General features: G+C 53.6%; 17 protein-coding genes. 10 read left to right on the top strand and 7 right to left on the bottom strand.

Going from position 1 to position 17592, the window contains the following annotated elements; genetic code table 11:
- Nucleotides 1-150: 150 nt before the first annotated feature.
- Nucleotides 151-609 carry an acyltransferase gene (locus KXR87_RS10350; RefSeq protein WP_437432174.1) on the bottom strand — a complete coding sequence of 153 codons (459 nt, stop codon included), beginning with the start codon at nucleotides 607-609 and terminating at the stop codon, nucleotides 151-153.
- Nucleotides 610-618: 9 nt separating this feature from the next.
- Nucleotides 619-1080, bottom strand: a complete 462-nt coding sequence (locus KXR87_RS10345; protein WP_437432181.1) for a GNAT family N-acetyltransferase — start codon at nucleotides 1078-1080, stop codon at nucleotides 619-621.
- Between the two features lie 195 nt (nucleotides 1081-1275).
- Here KXR87_RS10345 and psiE point away from each other — a divergent pair, with 195 nt between their 5' ends.
- The gene (gene psiE, locus KXR87_RS10340) at nucleotides 1276-1689 is read left to right on the top strand and encodes a phosphate-starvation-inducible protein PsiE (RefSeq protein WP_437432180.1); all 414 of its coding nucleotides are present in this window, start codon (nucleotides 1276-1278) and stop codon (nucleotides 1687-1689) included.
- A 173-nt stretch (nucleotides 1690-1862) separates the two neighbouring features.
- Here psiE and malG read toward each other — a convergent pair whose 3' ends face one another.
- From malG to malE, 3 genes are all read right to left on the bottom strand, one after another.
- Nucleotides 1863-2753, bottom strand: coding sequence for a maltose ABC transporter permease MalG (gene malG, locus KXR87_RS10335; RefSeq protein WP_437432179.1), 891 nt, complete (start codon nucleotides 2751-2753; stop codon nucleotides 1863-1865).
- 14 nt (nucleotides 2754-2767) lie between these two features.
- Nucleotides 2768-4312 (bottom strand): maltose ABC transporter permease MalF, encoded by a 1545-nt coding sequence (gene malF / locus KXR87_RS10330; protein WP_437432173.1) that lies wholly within the window; start codon nucleotides 4310-4312, stop codon nucleotides 2768-2770.
- A gap of 121 nt (nucleotides 4313-4433) precedes the next feature.
- Nucleotides 4434-5624 (bottom strand): maltose/maltodextrin ABC transporter substrate-binding protein MalE, encoded by a 1191-nt coding sequence (malE, locus tag KXR87_RS10325; protein ID WP_437432172.1) that lies wholly within the window; start codon nucleotides 5622-5624, stop codon nucleotides 4434-4436.
- Nucleotides 5625-5993: 369 nt separating this feature from the next.
- Here malE and malK point away from each other — a divergent pair, with 369 nt between their 5' ends.
- The 5 genes from malK (at nucleotide 5994) to ubiA (ending at nucleotide 11158) form a co-directional block, all read left to right on the top strand.
- On the top strand, nucleotides 5994-7103 hold the full coding sequence (gene malK / locus KXR87_RS10320; RefSeq protein WP_437432171.1) for a maltose/maltodextrin ABC transporter ATP-binding protein MalK: 1110 nt from the start codon (nucleotides 5994-5996) through the stop codon (nucleotides 7101-7103).
- Between the two features lie 105 nt (nucleotides 7104-7208).
- The gene (locus tag KXR87_RS10315; protein WP_437432170.1) at nucleotides 7209-8519 is read left to right on the top strand and encodes a maltoporin; all 1311 of its coding nucleotides are present in this window, start codon (nucleotides 7209-7211) and stop codon (nucleotides 8517-8519) included.
- Between the two features lie 107 nt (nucleotides 8520-8626).
- On the top strand, nucleotides 8627-9598 hold the full coding sequence (gene malM, locus KXR87_RS10310) for a maltose operon protein MalM (protein ID WP_437432169.1): 972 nt from the start codon (nucleotides 8627-8629) through the stop codon (nucleotides 9596-9598).
- A gap of 180 nt (nucleotides 9599-9778) precedes the next feature.
- Nucleotides 9779-10276, top strand: a complete 498-nt coding sequence (ubiC, locus tag KXR87_RS10305) for a chorismate lyase (protein WP_437432168.1) — start codon at nucleotides 9779-9781, stop codon at nucleotides 10274-10276.
- Nucleotides 10277-10288: 12 nt separating this feature from the next.
- A complete protein-coding gene (ubiA, locus tag KXR87_RS10300; protein ID WP_437432167.1) occupies nucleotides 10289-11158 on the top strand; it encodes a 4-hydroxybenzoate octaprenyltransferase in 870 nt (289 codons plus the stop codon).
- A gap of 78 nt (nucleotides 11159-11236) precedes the next feature.
- Here ubiA and plsB read toward each other — a convergent pair whose 3' ends face one another.
- Complete coding sequence (gene plsB / locus KXR87_RS10295) at nucleotides 11237-13657, bottom strand: glycerol-3-phosphate 1-O-acyltransferase PlsB (RefSeq protein WP_437432166.1); 2421 nt, start codon at nucleotides 13655-13657, stop codon at nucleotides 11237-11239.
- Between the two features lie 128 nt (nucleotides 13658-13785).
- Between plsB and KXR87_RS10290 the strand changes: the two genes are divergently transcribed.
- From KXR87_RS10290 to KXR87_RS10280, 3 genes are all read left to right on the top strand, one after another.
- Nucleotides 13786-14154 (top strand): diacylglycerol kinase, encoded by a 369-nt coding sequence (locus KXR87_RS10290; protein WP_437432165.1) that lies wholly within the window; start codon nucleotides 13786-13788, stop codon nucleotides 14152-14154.
- Between the two features lie 108 nt (nucleotides 14155-14262).
- Nucleotides 14263-14877 (top strand): transcriptional repressor LexA, encoded by a 615-nt coding sequence (gene lexA / locus KXR87_RS10285; RefSeq protein WP_437432164.1) that lies wholly within the window; start codon nucleotides 14263-14265, stop codon nucleotides 14875-14877.
- A 265-nt stretch (nucleotides 14878-15142) separates the two neighbouring features.
- Nucleotides 15143-15352 (top strand): CsbD family protein, encoded by a 210-nt coding sequence (locus KXR87_RS10280; RefSeq protein ID WP_072570189.1) that lies wholly within the window; start codon nucleotides 15143-15145, stop codon nucleotides 15350-15352.
- A gap of 96 nt (nucleotides 15353-15448) precedes the next feature.
- Here the strand turns inward: KXR87_RS10280 and zur are convergent, their stop codons facing one another.
- On the bottom strand, nucleotides 15449-15964 hold the full coding sequence (zur, locus tag KXR87_RS10275; protein ID WP_437432163.1) for a zinc uptake transcriptional repressor Zur: 516 nt from the start codon (nucleotides 15962-15964) through the stop codon (nucleotides 15449-15451).
- A 272-nt stretch (nucleotides 15965-16236) separates the two neighbouring features.
- Between zur and traF the strand changes: the two genes are divergently transcribed.
- On the top strand, nucleotides 16237-17562 hold the full coding sequence (gene traF, locus KXR87_RS10270; RefSeq protein ID WP_437432162.1) for a conjugal transfer protein TraF: 1326 nt from the start codon (nucleotides 16237-16239) through the stop codon (nucleotides 17560-17562).
- Nucleotides 17563-17592: the final 30 nt, after the last annotated feature.

The raw sequence follows: 17592 nt of genomic DNA, 5'->3' as shown, positions 1-17592 counted from the left end.
ACAGGGAAACAGGTGACCGGGGCATAATCTCTCCCACGGGCTCAGAGGCACCAGGGCCAGGGGATGCTCACCGGTCACCTCCCGATGATCAGTCGGGGATCTTCTCCGGCTGAGCGGAGAAGATCAAGACATAAGGGTCGGGGTGAGGGTCTACAGCCGCCGCAGTAGCCTTGCCGGATTCCCTGCATACACCCCTTTCTCGGTCAGCGACTTTGTCACCACACTCCCCGCACCAATCACCACGCCATCGGCAATGCTCACCGCCAGAATAGTCGCGCCGCTGCCAATCGACACCTCGTTGCCTATCACAATCCGCCCCCAGTTTTCCCGGTCCGGGTCAGGTTTTCCGTCGCGGAACATGTCGTTGGCGAACATCACGCCGTGGCCGATAAAGCAGCGCTCGCCAATGGTCACGTACTCACAAATAAAGGTGTGCGACTGAATTTTGCTGCCTTTGCCAATACGGGTATGACCCTGGATCTCCACAAAAGGCCCGATAAAAACCTCATCTGCCAGCGCACAGTCGTAGAGATTGACCGGTTCGTAAATCACCACATTCTCGCCACGCACCACGTTGCGGATTGCCACCTGCCGTATATTTGGATTCATTGCGACGCCTTAAATTGATTTTCCCAAAATATGCATTGTGCTCTGCTGTGAGGGACTGCTGAACACCGTATCGTGTAGATGGATCAATCCCAGGCGTTCATAAAAGCGGCGGGCCTGCGTATTTGCGCTTAGAACTTCCAGCCAGAAAAATGTTTCGCCGTGTGCTTTGGCTCGCTGAATAACATCGTTGAAAATCACCTCGCCATAGCCTTTGCCGGTCGCGTGCGGCAGTAAATAGAGTTTATTCAGTAGGGTGCCAGCGGGGCCTTGCGGATGAACAGGATGGTGCCAGCTGAATTTGGCAAAGCCAACGGGCTCGCTGGCATTCGTGGCGATAAGCCAGCAGCAATTGTCGTTCTGTAAGCTCTCCTGCAGAGCCTGAAGGGAATATTCCTGTTCGAGAAAATTCGTCAGCTCATCTTTGTCCTGCCACAAATGGGCGAAATGAAAGGGGTAACTTGTACAGCCCATTTCGTGCAGTAATGGCGCGTCAGTAACATGCGCCTTATTGATTGTCAGCACTCTGTTTTTTCTCCCTGTTCTTATCAGTACAGGGCGCTATGTCATCATGGCGCGGCACAAAATATAAGCAAAAAATCTAGATCTGGATCACATTTCTGCGTTATACAGGAGGCTCGCCACTGAACATGAGGTGCCAGTATGACCATGCCATCGCTCAACACGCGCCCGCGCGTTGAGTTCATCTCTACCGTTCTTCAGACGGTGTTAAACATGGGCCTGTTGAGTCTGGGGCTGATCCTGGTTGTCTTTCTTGGCAAAGAGACGCTGCATCTGGCGGACGTCCTGTTTGCGCCCGAGCAGGCCAGCAAGTATGCGCTGGTAGAAGGGTTGGTGGTTTATTTTCTCTACTTCGAATTTATCGCCCTGATTGTGAAGTACTTTCAGTCCGGTTTTCACTTCCCGTTACGCTACTTTATCTACATTGGGATCACCGCGATTGTGCGGTTGATCATTGTTGATCATAAATCACCGATGGACGTGCTGATCTACTCCGGCGCGATCCTGTTGCTGGTGATCACTCTCTGGCTTTGTAACTCTAAGCGCCTGAAACGTGAATAAAAAAGGGCGCTCCGAAGAGCGCCTGATAAACAATCATAGTCACAAGTTAACTCGTCATACTTCGTGTTGCAGTGTGTTGGCTGCGCTCTTTTGCCGCCTGTCTGCAACCCGCGTTATTCAGAGTTACGGGTCAATATTCCAATGAGGACAACAGTGGCACATCATGATGAAACTTAACCTTTTACACCGCCCGCGGTCAGGCCGTTCACCAGCCAGCGCTGAGCCAGCAGGAAGACGGCGGTAATGGGGATAGCTGACAACACAGCAGCGGCGGCAAAGTCACCCCACAGATAGTTCTGCGGGTTCAGGTACTGCTGCATGCCCACCGCCAGGGTGTAGCTGTTAACGTCACGTAATAGCAGCGAGGCGACCGGCACTTCAGTAATGGCCGCGATAAACGACAGAATAAAGACCACCGCCAGGATAGGCACCGATAGTGGCAACAGCACCAGACGGAACGCCTGCCACGGTGTGGCGCCATCCAGCGCAGCGGCTTCTTCAAGGGAACTATCGATAGTTTCAAAATAGCCTTTGATGGTCCAGACGTGTAGAGCAATGCCACCCATATAAGCGAAGATCACCCCGCCGTGCGTATTCAGTCCGATAAAGGGGACGTACTGGCCCAGACGGTCAAACAAGGCATACAAAGCAACCAGCGACAGAACCGCCGGGAACATCTGGAAAATTAGCATCCCTTTAAGCAGCGTGGCTTTGCCGGGAAAACGCATACGGGCAAAGGCATACGCACAGGTGGTGGAGAGTGCCACCACGCCAATGGCGGTAATGACCGCAATCTTGATAGAGTTCCACAGCCACAACAGCACCGGGAACGGCGGCGGGGTGACGCGCCCGTCAGCGTGTTCGACGCTAAAGCCCAGCGCCAGCTTCCAGTGCTCCCAGGAGATGGTTTCCGGGATGAGACTGCCTGTCGCGAAGTTACCTTCACGCAGGGAGATGGCGATGACCATCAGTAACGGGAACATGATGGCGGCAATAAATGCCAGCAGCAGCACGTGGGTAATCAGTAATCTTAGTTTTTGCGATTTTGCCTGGACCATAGCCATGTTCATCGCCCTCCTTAGTCAAATTTCATGCGTGTGGCTTTCAGATTGATGATGGCAAGCGCACCCACCAGCAGGAAAATCAGCGTGGCAATGGCGGCGGCAAGGCCAAAATCCTGCCCACCGCCGCCTTCAAAGGCGATGCGGTAGGTGTAGCTGACCAACAGGTCGGTATAACCCGCTGGCGTGGTAGTGCCGATGCGGTCCGGGCCACCATTGGTCAACAGCTGAATCAACACGAAGTTGTTAAAGTTAAAGGCGAAGCTTGCGATCATGAGCGGCGTGAGCGGCTTAATCAGCAGCGGGAACGTGATACGGAAAAAGTTCTGCAATGCGCTGGCTCCGTCCATCGCAGAGGCTTCGTACAAATCGTCCGGAATGGCTTTCAGCAGGCCCATGCAAAGAATCATCATGTACGGGTAGCCGAGCCAGGTGTTGACGATGACGATCATTGATCGCGCGGTGGTCGGGTCGCTGAACCAGGCGGGTTTGATGCCAAACAGGGCGCTCAGCATCATGTTGATCTCACCAAAGCTCTGGTTAAACAAACCCTTGAAGATCAGGATGGAGATAAACGATGGCACTGCATAGGGCAGAATGAGCAGCACGCGGTACACGGCTTTGCCTTTGAGCGCTTCCCACTGTACCAGGCAGGCCAGCACCATCCCGACCGCCACGGTGAGCACCACGGTCAGCAGCGAGAAGACAATGGTCCAGATGAATATGGCGAAGAAGGGCTTCTGGATGCCTTCATCGGTAAAGACACGGGTGAAGTTATCCCAGCCGATGGTCACGGTATAACCCGGACTGAGCTTTTCGTCGCCCCAGCTGTTATCCGCATTGACTGCCTGATAAAAACCGAGGCTGTTATTGGGGCGGTATTTTACGCCGCTCTGTTTGTTTGTCAGCGAGCCATCCTGCTCCAGGGCATACAGCGGTGTCGTACCGGAGAACTGACGCAGGGAGCTCATGACCACATTACTGTTGTCCGGCAATACGGCGGTGAGCTGAGTTAAGGCGGCACGGTTTTGCGTAACATCACGTAGGGTGCCACGCTCGCCGGTGGGCAGGGCGTCGGCCTCTTTTAAGGTGATTTTCTGCTCGCCGCCAAGAGAAAAAGCGTCTGAGAGATAGTTTTTGCCGCTTTCCCCGTCGGTCAACGCAAGGCGCCATTTTCCCTCTGCGGGATAAAGGGCAAAGTTGTAAATTTTCCCTGCCTGATAGGAGCGATCCATCAGTACCTGTTGAGCACGCTCCTGGGTGAGCTGGTGGGTGCTACTGTAGTTGGTAAACGCAATGGCGATGGTACAAACCAGCGGAAACAGTACAAACAGCCCCATGCCAGCAAGGCCAGGGTAGACATAGCGCCAGGCGTAGGCTTTACGGTTGGCGAAAATATAGAGGCCAAGAGAGCTTAAAATCAGCGTCGTGATGGCAAAAAGGTATTCCCCTTGGGCATACATCAATACGACAAGATATCCCACCAGCAGTCCGAGCAGCCCGATGACGGACCACTTCAGCGTGTTACTTTGCCACCAGTGTTTCTTTTTAACGACATCCATGGGAAATTTCCTCTACAACAATTAAGCAACCCTCACCCCAACCCTCTCCCTGAGGGAGAGGGGGTAGTTTTCTCCTTCTCCCTTCAGGGAGAAGGCCGTGATGAGGGGGTAACAGCCTGTCTTACTTAGTAATACGACCCTGTGCATCTTTCAGCGCGGCATCCACGGTCTGACGACCGCTGACTGCGTTGATCACCGCCGTGCGGGTGGCATACCAGAAGGCAGCCATTTGCGGGATGTTCGGCATGATTTCGCCTTTTTGGGCGTTGTCCATGGTGGCCGCAATGCGTGGGTCTTTCGCTAACTGATCCTGGAAGGATTTGAGGGCCACCGCGCCGAGCGGTTTATCCTTGTTCATTTCATCCAGTCCCTGGTCGGTCAGCAGGTAGTTTTCGAGGAACTCTTTTGCCAGCTCTTTGTTCGGGCTGGCGGCGTTAATACCGGCACTCAGCACGCCCACAAAGGGTTTAGACGGTTTGCCATTGAAAGTTGGCAGTGGTGCAACGCCGTAATTGACTTTGCTCTTATCGATGTTGGCCCATGCCCACGGACCATTAATGGTCATCGCCGTTTCGCCTTTGTTAAACGCAGCTTCGGCGATGGAGTAGTCGGTGTCGGCATTCATGTGCTTGTCTTTGATAAGCTTCACAAGGAAGCTCAGGCCGGCTTTCGCGCCCGTGCTGTCCACGCCCACATCTTTCACATCATACTTACCGTCGGTATATTTGAACGCGTAGCCACCGTCAGCGGCAATCAACGGCCAGGTAAAATACGGCTCCTGCAGGTTAAACATCAGCGCGCTCTTACCTTTCGCTTTCAGCGTCTTATCCAGCGCTGGGATCTCTTCCCAGGTTTTTGGCGGATTGGGTACGAGGTCTTTGTTATAAATCAGCGAGAGCGATTCCACGGCTACCGGGTAAGCGATCAGCTTGCCGTTGTAGCGCACCGCGTCCCAGGTGAACGGGAACACTTTGTCCTGGAAGGCTTTATCTGGGGAGACTTCTGCCAGCAGGCCAGATTGCGCGTAGCCGCCGAAACGGTCATGCGCCCAGAAAATGATATCCGGACCGTCGCCGGTAGCCGCAACCTGCGGGAATTTCTCTTCCAGCTTGTCCGGGTGCTCAACGGTTACTTTAATGCCGGTGTCTTTCTCGAATTTCTTACCCACTTCCGCAAGGCCGTTGTAGCCTTTGTCACCGTTGATCCAGATGACCAGCTTACCTTCTTCAATTTTTGCGAGGGCAGAAGCGGAGAACATCATCGTCGTCAGTGCAGACAATGCGAGGATGCGTGCGCCTGTTTTGAATTTCATATATCCCGTCCTTTAGGTGATGTGCTCGTGGATATGTTGAGGGGTCTGACGGCAGGTAGTCTCCTTTTTTGGCAAGCGCTTCTCATCCTCCTTACCCCTACGCCCCTGGGGCCAAATATGTGATCTTTGTTACATAAACTTTCGTTATGCGTGTCAGCGCACACAAAACCACACCGTTTTTTGCCGTCTGTGTCACGAAAATTGCCTCACCCCCTGGTCGCCCTGACCAGCCTCGTCCCTCTCATCCTCCCGTCTCCTCCCCCACAAAAAACCAGGGGGGCGGAGGATTCGCGGCGTTTTCGGATGGCCCATAGTCAGCCCCATCTTGAATGTATCCGTAAGTGACAAGTTGTAACGAAGGGAGAGGGCATGGCGAACGTACAGCTGCGTAATGTGACGAAAGCCTGGGGCGATGTGGTCGTATCAAAAGACATTAATCTCGACATCCATGAAGGCGAATTCGTGGTGTTTGTCGGGCCATCGGGCTGCGGTAAATCTACGCTGCTGCGTATGATTGCAGGCCTGGAAACCATCACCAGCGGCGATCTGTTTATTGGCGATGTGCGGATGAACGATGTTCCTCCGGCCGAACGTGGCGTGGGGATGGTCTTCCAGTCTTACGCGCTCTATCCGCACCTGTCGGTGTCGGAGAATATGTCGTTTGGCCTGAAACTGGCTGGCGCCAAAAAAGAGATGATTCAGCAGAAGGTCTCGCAGGTTTCTGAGGTGCTGCAACTGGCTCATCTGTTGGATCGTAAACCAAAAGCACTTTCCGGTGGGCAGCGTCAGCGTGTGGCCATTGGCCGTACCCTGGTCGCGGAGCCGCGCGTCTTCCTGCTCGATGAACCCCTTTCTAACCTTGATGCAGCACTGCGCGTGCAGATGCGCATTGAGATCTCCCGCCTGCATAAGCGCCTTGGGCGCACCATGATCTACGTTACCCACGATCAGGTCGAAGCGATGACGCTGGCCGACAAAATCGTGGTGCTGGACGCCGGGCGCGTGGCCCAGGTGGGTAAGCCGCTTGAGTTGTATCACTACCCCTCTGACCGCTTTGTTGCCGGGTTTATCGGCTCGCCAAAAATGAACTTCCTGCCGGTAAAAGTGACCGCTACCGCCATTGAACAGGTACAGGTGGAACTGCCAAACCGCCAGCAGGTCTGGCTGCCTGTCGACAGTGCCAACGTGCAGGTCGGCAGCAATATGTCACTGGGTATTCGCCCGGAACATCTGCTGCCCAGCGACATCGCGGATGTCACGCTGGAAGGGGTGGTGCAGGTCGTCGAACAACTCGGCCACGAAACGCAAATTCATATCCAGATCCCCGCCATCCGTCAGAACCTGGTCTACCGCCAGAATGACGTGGTGTTGGTAGAAGAGGGGGCCACATTCGCTATCGGTCTGCCACCGGAGCGTTGTCATCTTTTCCGTGAAGATGGCACCGCCTGTCGTCGGTTGCATAAAGAGCCGGGCGTTTAAGGCTTCCCATTAAAAGAAAACGCCAAACGCGTCGTATCTGCCGCCTACGAAGAGGCAGCCGACGGGTGAAGCGTTCAAAGAAAAGCAACTCTCTCAGGAGATAGAATGATGACTACTCTGCGCAAACTTCCACTGGCCATCGCCATTACCGCAGGCATCCTGTCTGCGCAGGCGGGCGCCGTAGACTTCAAAGGTTACGCACGTTCCGGCATCGGCTGGACCGGTAGCGGCGGTGAGCAGCAATGCTTCCAGGCCACCGGTGCACAAAGTAAATATCGTCTTGGTAACGAATGCGAAACTTATGCTGAGCTGAAACTGGGCCAGGAAGTCTGGAAAGAAGGCGATAAGAGCTTCTACTTCGATACCAACGTAGCCTACTCCGTTTCACAACAAAATGACTGGGAATCCACCAGCCCGGCGTTCCGTGAAGCTAACGTTCAGGGTAAAAACCTGATTGAAGCGCTGCCGGGTTCTACCATCTGGGCAGGTAAGCGTTTCTACCAGCGTCATGATGTGCACATGATCGACTTCTACTACTGGGATATTTCAGGTCCTGGTGCCGGTATTGAAAACATCGATCTGGGCTTCAGTAAGCTCTCCCTTGCGGCAACCCGTTCGTCTGAATCAGGCGGCTCGGGTACCTTTGCTGACCGCGATGCCTTTGGTAACCGTGTTTATGACAACATCGTCCCTAACGACGTGTTTGACGTGCGCTTCGCGGGGATGGAAATCAACCCGGGCGGCACGCTTGAATTCGGCGTCGACTACGGTCACACCAACCTGCCGGATAACTACAATCTGGCGCCTGATGCGTCCAAAGATGGCTGGATGTTCACCGCTGAACATACTCAGAGCATGCTGAAAGGCTTTAACAAGTTTGTTCTGCAGTACGCGACGGACTCCATGACCTCTAACGGTAAAGGGATCCCGCAGGGCGGCAGTATCAACAACAACGGCTCTCTGTGGCGCGTGCTGGATCATGGTGCGGTTACGCTGGCTGACAGCTGGGACCTGATGTACGTCGGTATGTACCAGAATATCGATCGTGATGATAACAACGGTACCAAGTGGTGGACCGTGGGTATCCGTCCTATGTACAAATGGACGCCAATCATGAGCACCCTGCTGGAAGTGGGCTATGACAACGTGAAGTCTCAGCGCACTGACGAAACCAACAACCAGTACAAAATCACCCTTGCTCAACAGTGGCAGGCGGGCGACAGCATCTGGTCACGCCCGGCAATTCGTGTCTTCGCGACCTATGCCAAATGGGATGAGAAATGGGGTTATGCCAACAATGATTCAGGTGCCGGTTACACCTCTGGCGTAGCTTACAACGACACCTCCGCAAGAACCTTCAGCCGTGGTGACAACGACGAGTGGACCTTCGGCGCGCAGATGGAAATCTGGTGGTAATGCTGAAGCGTTGATGTAACGAACAAGAGGGGCGCAAGCCCCTCAATTCTTCGGGACAGCGCGCTATTGCCGGGCGTTAGCTGACTCATGTAAAGAAGGTGATAACAATGAAAATGAAAAAAAGTCTCCTCGCCCTGTGCCTGTCCGCCGGCCTGTTTGCCGCCGTGCCTGGGGTGAGCGTCGCCGATGTTAACATCGTGCCACAAAATACAACCGCTGCGCCGTCTGTTCCGGCCTCTGCCCTCCAGCAACTGAGCTGGACGCCGGTTGATCAAAGCAAAGTACAAACCACCTCTCTTGCCACCGCAGGCCAGCGCCTGAACGTGGCGGGGATAAGCGGCCCGGTGGCGGCTTACAGCGTACCGGCCAACATCGGTGAGCTGACCCTGACCCTCACCAGTGAAGTGAGTAAGCAGACCAGCGTATTTGCGCCCAACGTCTTGATCCTCGATCAGAATCTGGCGCCTGCCGCCTTTTTCCCGAGCAGTTTCTTTACCTATCAGGCACCCGGCGTCATGAGTGCCGACAGGCTTGAAGGCGTGATGCGTCTGACGCCCGCCCTCGGCCAGCAAAAAATCTATGTGCTGGTCTTTACCACCGACAAAGATTTGCAGCAGACCACGCAACTGATGGACCCGGCCAAGTCCTATGCCAAAGGGGCAGGTAACGCGGTGCCGGATATCCCTGATCCTATTGCGCGCCATACCACCGAGGGTACGCTGAAACTGAAGGTGAAAACCAACAGTAGTTCGAGCGTACTGGTAGGCCCGTTGTTCGGCTCATCAGGACCCGGCCCGGTCACCGTGGGTAACACGGCGGCACCAGCCACGGCGTACAGTGCGCCGGTTGCGGCACCTGTCGCCGCTCCTGCTGGCGCGCCGACCTCTGCTGCTGCGCCATCTGCAGCGAAAAGCGAACCGATGCTGAATGACACCGAAAGCTATTTCAACAAAGCCATTAAAGAGGCTGTAGCGAAAGGTGATGTTGATAAGGCTCTGAAATTACTGAATGAAGCTGAACGTCTCGGGTCTACCTCTGCCCGGAGCACTTTTATCAGCAGTGTAAAAGGCAAGGGGTAATTCACCCCGCAATGCTGATGTTTGCAACAACTGGTGCGTCGCCTGACGCACCCTTTTTTCCCGGCGCAACGGGCGCTGTTGCACAGCTGTTGCGCTTATGAAAACTGAATGAAGTTTCCACGCACGAGGCCCTCTGTTCTGCGATACAATGCAATAACGTAATGTATTGGAGAGTAAGGCATGTCACACCCCGCGCTTACGCAATTGCGTGCGCTGCGCTACTTTGACGCACTTCCCGCACTCGATCCGCAACGACTCGACTGGCTGTTGCTGGAAGATTCGATGACCAAACGCTTTGAACAACTGAATAAAAAAGTGACCGTTACCCTGGTTCAGGAAGCGTTTGTGACCGCTGAGTCTCTGGAACAGGAACGCCATCTGCTCCCCGATGATAAGCGCTACTGGCTGCGTGAAATTCTGCTTTGCGCTGACGGTGAGCCCTGGCTTGCCGGACGCACGGTGGTACCGGAATCGACCCTGACCGGCCCGGAACTGGCCCTGCAGACGCTAGGCACTACCCCGCTCGGGCGCTATCTCTTTACATCGTCTACGCTAACACGAGATTTTATTGAAGTCGGCCAGGTCGAGTCGCTGTGGGGGCGTCGTTCCCGCCTGCGGCTGGGGGGAAAACCGCTGCTGCTGACTGAACTGTTTTTGCCTGCATCACCGCTGTATTAAGAGGATAGAAAAATGGAGTGGAGTCTCACGCAGAATAAGCTGCTGGCCTTTCACCGACTTATGCGCACGGATAAGCCGATTGGCTCATTTTTATTGCTCTGGCCGACATTATGGGCGCTGTGGGTGGCTACGCCGGGCGTGCCGCCGCTGTGGATCCTGCTGGTGTTTATTGCCGGTGTCTGGTTAATGCGTGCAGCGGGGTGTGTGGTCAATGATTATGCTGACCGCAAGTTTGACGGGCACGTTAAGCGCACTGCCGGTCGCCCGATGCCGAGTGGGGCGGTGACGGAAAACGAAGCGCGGACGTTGTTTGTTGTGCTGGTACTGCTGGCGTTTGCGCTGGTACTGAGTCTCAACATGATGACCATTCTGCTCTCCGTTGCGGCGCTGGCGCTGGCCTGGGTTTATCCTTTTATGAAGCGCTACACCCACCTGCCTCAGGTGGTGCTGGGGGCGGCATTTGGCTGGTCGATCCCAATGGCCTTTGCTGCGGTGAGTGAATCCGTGCCGCTGAGCTGCTGGATATTGTTCCTCGCCAATATTCTCTGGGCCGTAGCGTACGATACCGAGTATGCGATGGTGGACCGGGATGACGATCTGAAAATAGGCATCAAGTCGACGGCGATTCTGTTTGGTCGTCAGGACAAGCTGATCATTGGTATTTTACAGGTGGCGGTGCTGGCGTTGATGGTTGCCGTAGGCAAGCTTAACGGTCTGGGCTGGGATTTTTACTGGTCGGTGCTGGTTGCGGGCGCACTCTTTGTTTATCAACAAAAGCTTATCGCCGGGCGCGATCGGGATGCCTGCTTTAAGGCCTTTTTGAACAATAACTATGTGGGCATGGTGCTGTTTATAGGGCTGGCGGTGAGCTATTGGAGGTAAAAGCAAAAAGGCAACGTCAGTTGCCTTTTTTGTGTTTGCTCCTTCTCCCTGGGGAGAAGGAAGCAGACCGCATCCTGTTCACTCGCTCTGCGTCGCACTCTCAATCGTCAAACGCACATCCGAGGTAATCAACTCCGCCAGCAGTTGGTAAATCTCCAGCGTTTGCGCCGGTTCCGCATCACCGGTATCGCTGATGAAGCCCTCATCACGCAGGGTCAGCACCAGGGTACTGAACACCGCCTTGTCGAAGAATTCCGGCGCGTTGATGCCATGCAGCACGGAAAGACGTTGTGCCAGCGTGCGGCTCTCTTTCTCCAGCGTACTGCGGTTGAACGACGGATTCGCGCTCAGCAGCCAGAAGGTAATGGCGTAGCGTTGCAGCGTTTCGCGCGCACCCGCCGCCAGCAGTTGCAGGGTACGGGAGTGTGAAGGGTTAATATTCAGCTGCCCCTCTTTGATGGTGACCAGCCCCTGGCGCAGCATCTCCTGTGCGAGGTTGTCCAGCACGCCCGCCAGCTCCGCTTTTTCCCAGCGCAGGAACAGTTCTGCTTTGAGCATCGGGTAGAGCAGCTCAACATGGCGCAGCATCTCATCCTGAGAAATATGACGGTGTTGGGTGAGGATGGCTGCCATTAACGACGGCAGCATCAGCATATGCGCGATGTTGTTGCGGTAGTAAGTCATCAGCACCGCCTGCTCACGCGGCAGAATGATGATGTCGCCGATGGTGTCTTTTTCTACCTCAAACTTATTCATCTGCAGGGCATGGGCGATGAGCTCCGACGCGCTGGCCGTTGGCACCGTGGAATCTTCCGCGTAAGGCACATTGCGCATCAGGTTCAGGTAGCAATCCAGTTGCTCCGTCAGTTGTTCACGGGTCAGCGAACGCTGGCGGGAGGCGAGGAGGGCGGTGCAGCAGAGGTTCATGGCATTGGCAGCCCCTGCGTTGTTAATGCGCACCATCAGATCGGCGGCGATGGCGTTCACCGTCGGCGTCAGCCAGGCCGGACGCACCGCTTCGATAGGATCGATAGATTCCCGCCATTCCGGCACGCGCTGGTTAAGGTAGTTCATCAGCGGGATAGGCTCGCCGAAGTTCACATACCCCTGACCCAGGTTACGCAGCTTGCTTAAGCCGCGTAACATCTGCATAAAACCCTCTTTCTCTTTGGTCGCGCCACGCAGCTCTTTGGCGTAAGTTCCGACTTCCATGACGTGTTCATACCCAATGTAAATGGGCACTAAGGTGATGGGACGGGTGCCGCCGCGCAGCATCGCCTGGATGGTCATCGACAGGGTACCGGTTTTCGGGTCCAGCAGGCGACCGGTACGCGAACGTCCGCCTTCCACGAAGTATTCGACCGAATAACCACGCTGGAACAGCTCGCCCAGATATTCACGAAACACGGTAGAGTAAAGTTTGTTGCCTTTGAACGAGCGGCGAATGAAGAACGCGCCCAGACGGCGGAAAATCGGGCCGGCAGGCCAGAAGTTCAGGTTAATACCAGCCGCGATATGCGGCGGGACCAGCCCCTGGTGGTAAAGGACGTAGGAGAGCAATAAATAGTCCATGTGGCTGCGGTGGCAGGGCACATAAACAATTTCATGGCCATCATGGGCCAACTGGCGCACACGCTCAGCGTTGTGCACGTTAATGCCCTGATACAGACGGTTCCAGGTAAAGCTCAGGATGCGATCGGAGAGACGAATCATCTCATAAGAGAAGTTTGCCGCTATCTCTTCCATCAGGGCGATGGCGTTTTGCTGCGCCTTGTCATGAGAGATTTTTTTGCTGCGCGCTTCGTCTTCTACTGCACGCGCAATTGCCTTGGAGGCCAGCAGTTTGTTAAACAGATCCTGACGGGCAGGCAGGCGCGGGCCAACCGCAGCCAGACGCTGGCGAGCGAAATGCATACGCGCCACACGGGCCAGCTTCTGCGCGATGATTTTATCCGTACCGTGCTCGGTCGCCATGCGGCGTAACGAGACCGGGGGAGAGAAGCGTACAAAGCTGTCACGGCCAAGCCAGGAGACAGCAAAGAATTTCTGGATGCCATTGAGCATACGCAGGGGGGGATTCACTTCACCCTTCTCGCGGCCCGGTGAGCGGCCGAACATCATCGAAACCGGCACCATCTGCACATCCAGATCGGGATGGCTACGGTGCACATCGAGATAGTCATGGAACAGCTTGATAGACTCTTCTTTCGGCGTGTACCAGGTAAACACCCGTGGTCCACCGTGAATGAAGATGTATCGCGGGAGCTCCGCTCCGTCGATCACCAGCGGTTCTAACGGGTCCGGCAAATCATGTGCCAGACATTGTGCACGTAACGTGAGTAAGTCAGCCTTAGAGTTATAAGGCAAAACGTACATAATAGGGCGTGAGGTATCGAGCCCCAGCTCCTGCGCAGGTTCCGCAGGGATCGACTTACTTTTTACCAGTACGCTTAATGGTAAATTAAGTAATTTGTAGTAAATTCGTGGCCAGCCGGACATAAAGGATGTGAAGCCTCTGGTTAAAAATGCCATTGCGCCGCAAGAATATCAGAAAGCGCGCACAAATTCTTTGTACCTCTATAACCTTACATAGAGATCGTTGTTCATTACATAAAAAGGTTCTTTTAATGGCCAATAATACCACTGGCATTACCCGCATCATCAAAGCGGCGGGTTATTCATGGAAAGGCGTACGCGCAGCATGGATCAACGAAGCTGCTTTCCGCCAGGAGGCCGTTGCGGTCATTCTGGCAATTATTATCGCCTGTTTCCTTGATGTTGACGCCATCACCCGTGTATTGCTGATTGGCTCAGTGGTTCTGGTGATGATTGTTGAAATCCTCAACAGCGCTATTGAAGCCGTGGTTGACCGAATTGGCGCTGAATTTCATGAGCTGTCCGGGCGCGCGAAAGATATGGGGTCGGCAGCGGTGTTGATGGCCATTCTGGTTGCGATCTTTACCTGGGTTTCGCTGTTGTGGAGCCATTTTCGATAAAGCTTCAGGATTTGCGCTAACTGCTGGTTTTTTGCGTAATTTTGGTTTCAAAATCGCCTTTAGCTGTATATACTCACAGCATAACTGTATATACACCCAGGGGGCGGAATGAAAGCTTTAACGGCCAGGCAGCAAGAGGTGTTCGATCTTATCCGCGATCGAATCAACCAAACCGGTATGCCGCCGACGCGTGCAGAGATCGCGCAACAATTGGGGTTCCGTTCCCCAAACGCAGCGGAAGAGCATCTGAAAGCGCTGGCGCGTAAGGGTGTACTTGAGATTGTCTCTGGTGCCTCTCGTGGCATTCGTTTGCTGCTTGAAGTGGAAGATGATGCAGGTCTGCCCTTAGTCGGGCGCGTCGCGGCGGGCGAGCCTCTTCTGGCCCAGCAGCATATTGAAGGCCATTACCAGGTTGACCCCTCTCTGTTCAAACCTAATGCTGATTTCCTGCTGCGCGTTAGCGGGATGTCGATGAAAGACATTGGCATTATGGACGGCGACCTTCTGGCCGTGCATAAAACGCAGGATGTCCGTAATGGTCAGGTAGTGGTCGCCCGTATTGATGACGAAGTGACGGTTAAACGGCTGAAAAAGCAAGGTAATACTGTTCAGCTCCTGCCGGAAAATAGCGAGTTTTCGCCTATCGTGGTTAATCTGCGCGAGCAGAATTTTACCATTGAAGGGCTGGCGGTTGGCGTGATCCGCAATGGCGAATGGCTGTAACTTACTTTTATGAGCCGTGATAACGCATACAGTTATCGCGGTTTATTTGCTTTTATTACAATAACTTAAATCCCCCTCGTTCTCTGCCGCATTCTTTTTTCTCCTCAATGTCTATTCTTCAAAACAGCGTATGGATGGTTAAAAATTCCGAATAAATCCACCGCATCGTTATCCCTGACTACAATTATTATCACGTTCAGCACATTAAGAACGTAATAAATGGATGAATACTCGCTATTCAAAACCGAACGATGAGGAAATGATTATGAATAAAGACGAAGTCGGCGGTAACTGGAAACAGTTCAAAGGTAAAGCGAAAGAACAGTGGGGCAAACTGACTGACGATGACATGACCGTCATCGAAGGTAAACGCGATCAGCTGGTAGGTAAAATCCAGGAACGTTATGGCTACCAGAAAGATCAAGCGGAAAAAGAGGTTGGTGACTGGGAAACCCGTCACGATTACCGCTGGTAGTCTTAAAGCCCTCTGAACAGGCATTTTAAGAGACTACCCTGCCCGACGGTACATGGACGTACCACTCTTCTTTCTCCACCCGCCCAGAGCCCGTGCTTAACGTGGCTTTTTCTTGATTAAAATTGAGTGATCGTGGTGGCAGTCGCCCTGATGGCGGCAGGCTTCCACTTCAGCGCAACGGGCACACAGGCCATGCGCTTCAATAACATTATGGCGCAGGGCAAAGCCTAATTTTGCGGCGAGCATGTGCATGATATCTTCCACACCTTCCGCTTCTTCCTCTTTGACCACCCCGCAACGATCGCAGATGAACATCGCCGAAGTATGGGTCGGCTGGTCAAAAAGATGGCACAACACATAGCTGTTGGTAGATTCTACTTTGTGCACAAAGCCTTGTTCCAGCAGGAAATCCAGCGCACGATAAACGGTGGGCGGTTTCGCCTGCGGCTCGCTCTCGCGAAGCAGATCCAGCAGATCATAAGCGCTGATAGCACCCTCTTGCAGACTCATCAGCCGCAGAACCTCAAGGCGCTGTGGCGTCAGACGCACATTGCGCTGCACGCACAGTTTTTCAGCCTGCGTTAGCATCTCTTGCGAAGTGGTCTTATCCATTGTCGTCCTCTCGTTTCCCGGCGGCATAATCCCTCACTTTATCATGTTCTGCGTTAAACGCCGAGATCGGCCTGCTTTAGCGCCTTTCACAATCGCATTACGTCTTCTATAAATAATGTGGGACATTTCTTATAACTATACTTTCTGCCAGTTATTGCCTGTCTGGCAGAATAAGACATATTTTTGGTGTTATTCGCAGCAATAGAGCATTCCCGTTCATGTAAAAAGGAGCGGGGCATAAAAAAACTCATCTGACTACGAGACGCATAATTGTGAAAAACAAACTCAAACTTTCAGTGGTCGCTATCGCTGTCTCCTTTACAGTGGCAAATCAAGCGGGAGCAGCGAATACCTGGGCGGAAGCGCGTAATGATGCGATGGGGGGGACGGGGGTTGCTTCAGCCAGTTATGGCAGTGCGGCATTAATTAACCCGGCGCTCCTGGCGAAAGCCAAACCTGAAGATGATATATCCATTATTCTGCCAAGTTTTACTGCGCAAATTAATGATAAAGATGATTTGAGAAATGAAATTGAGGACATCAGTGACAAGATCGATTACTACGGTGATGTCGTTGATGGTCTTTCACTTGGGGATGTGCTCGCTAATCCCATTGGTACCGTCAACCAGTTCCAGAATGCCGCAGGCGATCTGGCTGAATCTCTGGAGTTTTTAAAAGGCAAACGCGCAAGCGCGAATGCGGGGGCGGGAATTGCCGTCAGTATTCCAAACGATACGCTCTCCGTGGCATTTATGACCAAGGCTTACGCTCATGCTTATGTGTCTGCTTCAATCGATCAGCAAGATATTCGCTATCTGCGTGAGATGGACGATCCCAATGACCCTGCTGATTTTACCAGGGCAAGCCTGAGGGCAGTTGATGCCGCTGTCTTTGGTACTGAACGAATTTCAGATAACCTCAACTCTACCGCATCAGGTCGCGCTGCCATTGTCTCCGATTTTGGGGTGGCCTTCGCGCATCAGTTCGACGCAGGTGGGGTACCGCTGTCGGTAGGGGTGACGCCTAAACTGCAGAAAACCTGGCTTTATAACTACACCACCACGATTAGCGATTACGATAAAAACGACTGGAAAAAAGATCGTTACCGTACTGATGACACGTCGTTCAACATTGATGTGGGCCTGGCTGCAGACCTGACGGAAAACTTCACCGTGGGGTTAACCGGGCAGAACCTTATCTCTAATAACATCGATACCAAAGATGTACTCATCGAAAACCGCCGTACCGGCGAAGTGAAAAATTATAAAGATACCTATCAAATCAGTCCGGTGGTGACCGCCGGTGTGGCCTGGCAAAATGAACTGCTGACCCTGAGTGCGGATGGCGATCTTACTGAAACCAAAGGGTTTAAAAGCGAGAAAAACTCACAGTATGTGGGTGTCGGTGCAGAAGTGCGTCCGCTTAACTGGCTGGCTGTTCGCGCCGGTTATCGTGCGGACGTAAAAGGAGATGAAAGCAATGTCTTTACCGGAGGGGTAGGTTTTGCGCCCTTTAACACCGTACATGTCGATTTGACAGGTATGGTGGGTGAAAAAGAGACATGGGGAGCGGGAGCACAGCTCACCCTGACGTTCTGACAGAGAGCCGGAGGCCTTGCGCCTCCGGTT

The organism is Yokenella regensburgei (genome assembly GCF_051486985.1).
GTDB lineage: Bacteria > Pseudomonadota > Gammaproteobacteria > Enterobacterales > Enterobacteriaceae > CBFFRJ01.
The sequence above is the reverse complement of the archived record's forward strand: the minus strand, read 5'-3'. Positions and strand labels throughout refer to the sequence as shown.

Excerpts from the sequence above, each read along its gene's own strand:
- malF (WP_437432173.1), bottom strand. The coding sequence starts at position 4,312 with ATGGATGTCGTTAAAAAGAAACACTGGTGGCAAAGTAACACGCTGAAG.
- KXR87_RS10345 (WP_437432181.1), bottom strand. The coding sequence starts at position 1,080 with ATGGGCTGTACAAGTTACCCCTTTCATTTCGCCCATTTGTGGCAGGAC.
- lexA (WP_437432164.1), top strand. The coding sequence starts at position 14,263 with ATGAAAGCTTTAACGGCCAGGCAGCAAGAGGTGTTCGATCTTATCCGC.
- KXR87_RS10350 (WP_437432174.1), bottom strand. The coding sequence starts at position 609 with ATGAATCCAAATATACGGCAGGTGGCAATCCGCAACGTGGTGCGTGGC.
- malG (WP_437432179.1), bottom strand. The coding sequence starts at position 2,753 with ATGGCTATGGTCCAGGCAAAATCGCAAAAACTAAGATTACTGATTACC.
- psiE (WP_437432180.1), top strand. The coding sequence starts at position 1,276 with ATGCCATCGCTCAACACGCGCCCGCGCGTTGAGTTCATCTCTACCGTT.
- malK (WP_437432171.1), top strand. The coding sequence starts at position 5,994 with ATGGCGAACGTACAGCTGCGTAATGTGACGAAAGCCTGGGGCGATGTG.
- ubiA (WP_437432167.1), top strand. The coding sequence starts at position 10,289 with ATGGAGTGGAGTCTCACGCAGAATAAGCTGCTGGCCTTTCACCGACTT.
- malE (WP_437432172.1), bottom strand. The coding sequence starts at position 5,624 with ATGAAATTCAAAACAGGCGCACGCATCCTCGCATTGTCTGCACTGACG.
- KXR87_RS10315 (WP_437432170.1), top strand. The coding sequence starts at position 7,209 with ATGATGACTACTCTGCGCAAACTTCCACTGGCCATCGCCATTACCGCA.
- KXR87_RS10290 (WP_437432165.1), top strand. The coding sequence starts at position 13,786 with ATGGCCAATAATACCACTGGCATTACCCGCATCATCAAAGCGGCGGGT.
- plsB (WP_437432166.1), bottom strand. The coding sequence starts at position 13,657 with ATGTCCGGCTGGCCACGAATTTACTACAAATTACTTAATTTACCATTA.
- KXR87_RS10280 (WP_072570189.1), top strand. The coding sequence starts at position 15,143 with ATGAATAAAGACGAAGTCGGCGGTAACTGGAAACAGTTCAAAGGTAAA.
- ubiC (WP_437432168.1), top strand. The coding sequence starts at position 9,779 with ATGTCACACCCCGCGCTTACGCAATTGCGTGCGCTGCGCTACTTTGAC.
- malM (WP_437432169.1), top strand. The coding sequence starts at position 8,627 with ATGAAAATGAAAAAAAGTCTCCTCGCCCTGTGCCTGTCCGCCGGCCTG.
- zur (WP_437432163.1), bottom strand. The coding sequence starts at position 15,964 with ATGGATAAGACCACTTCGCAAGAGATGCTAACGCAGGCTGAAAAACTG.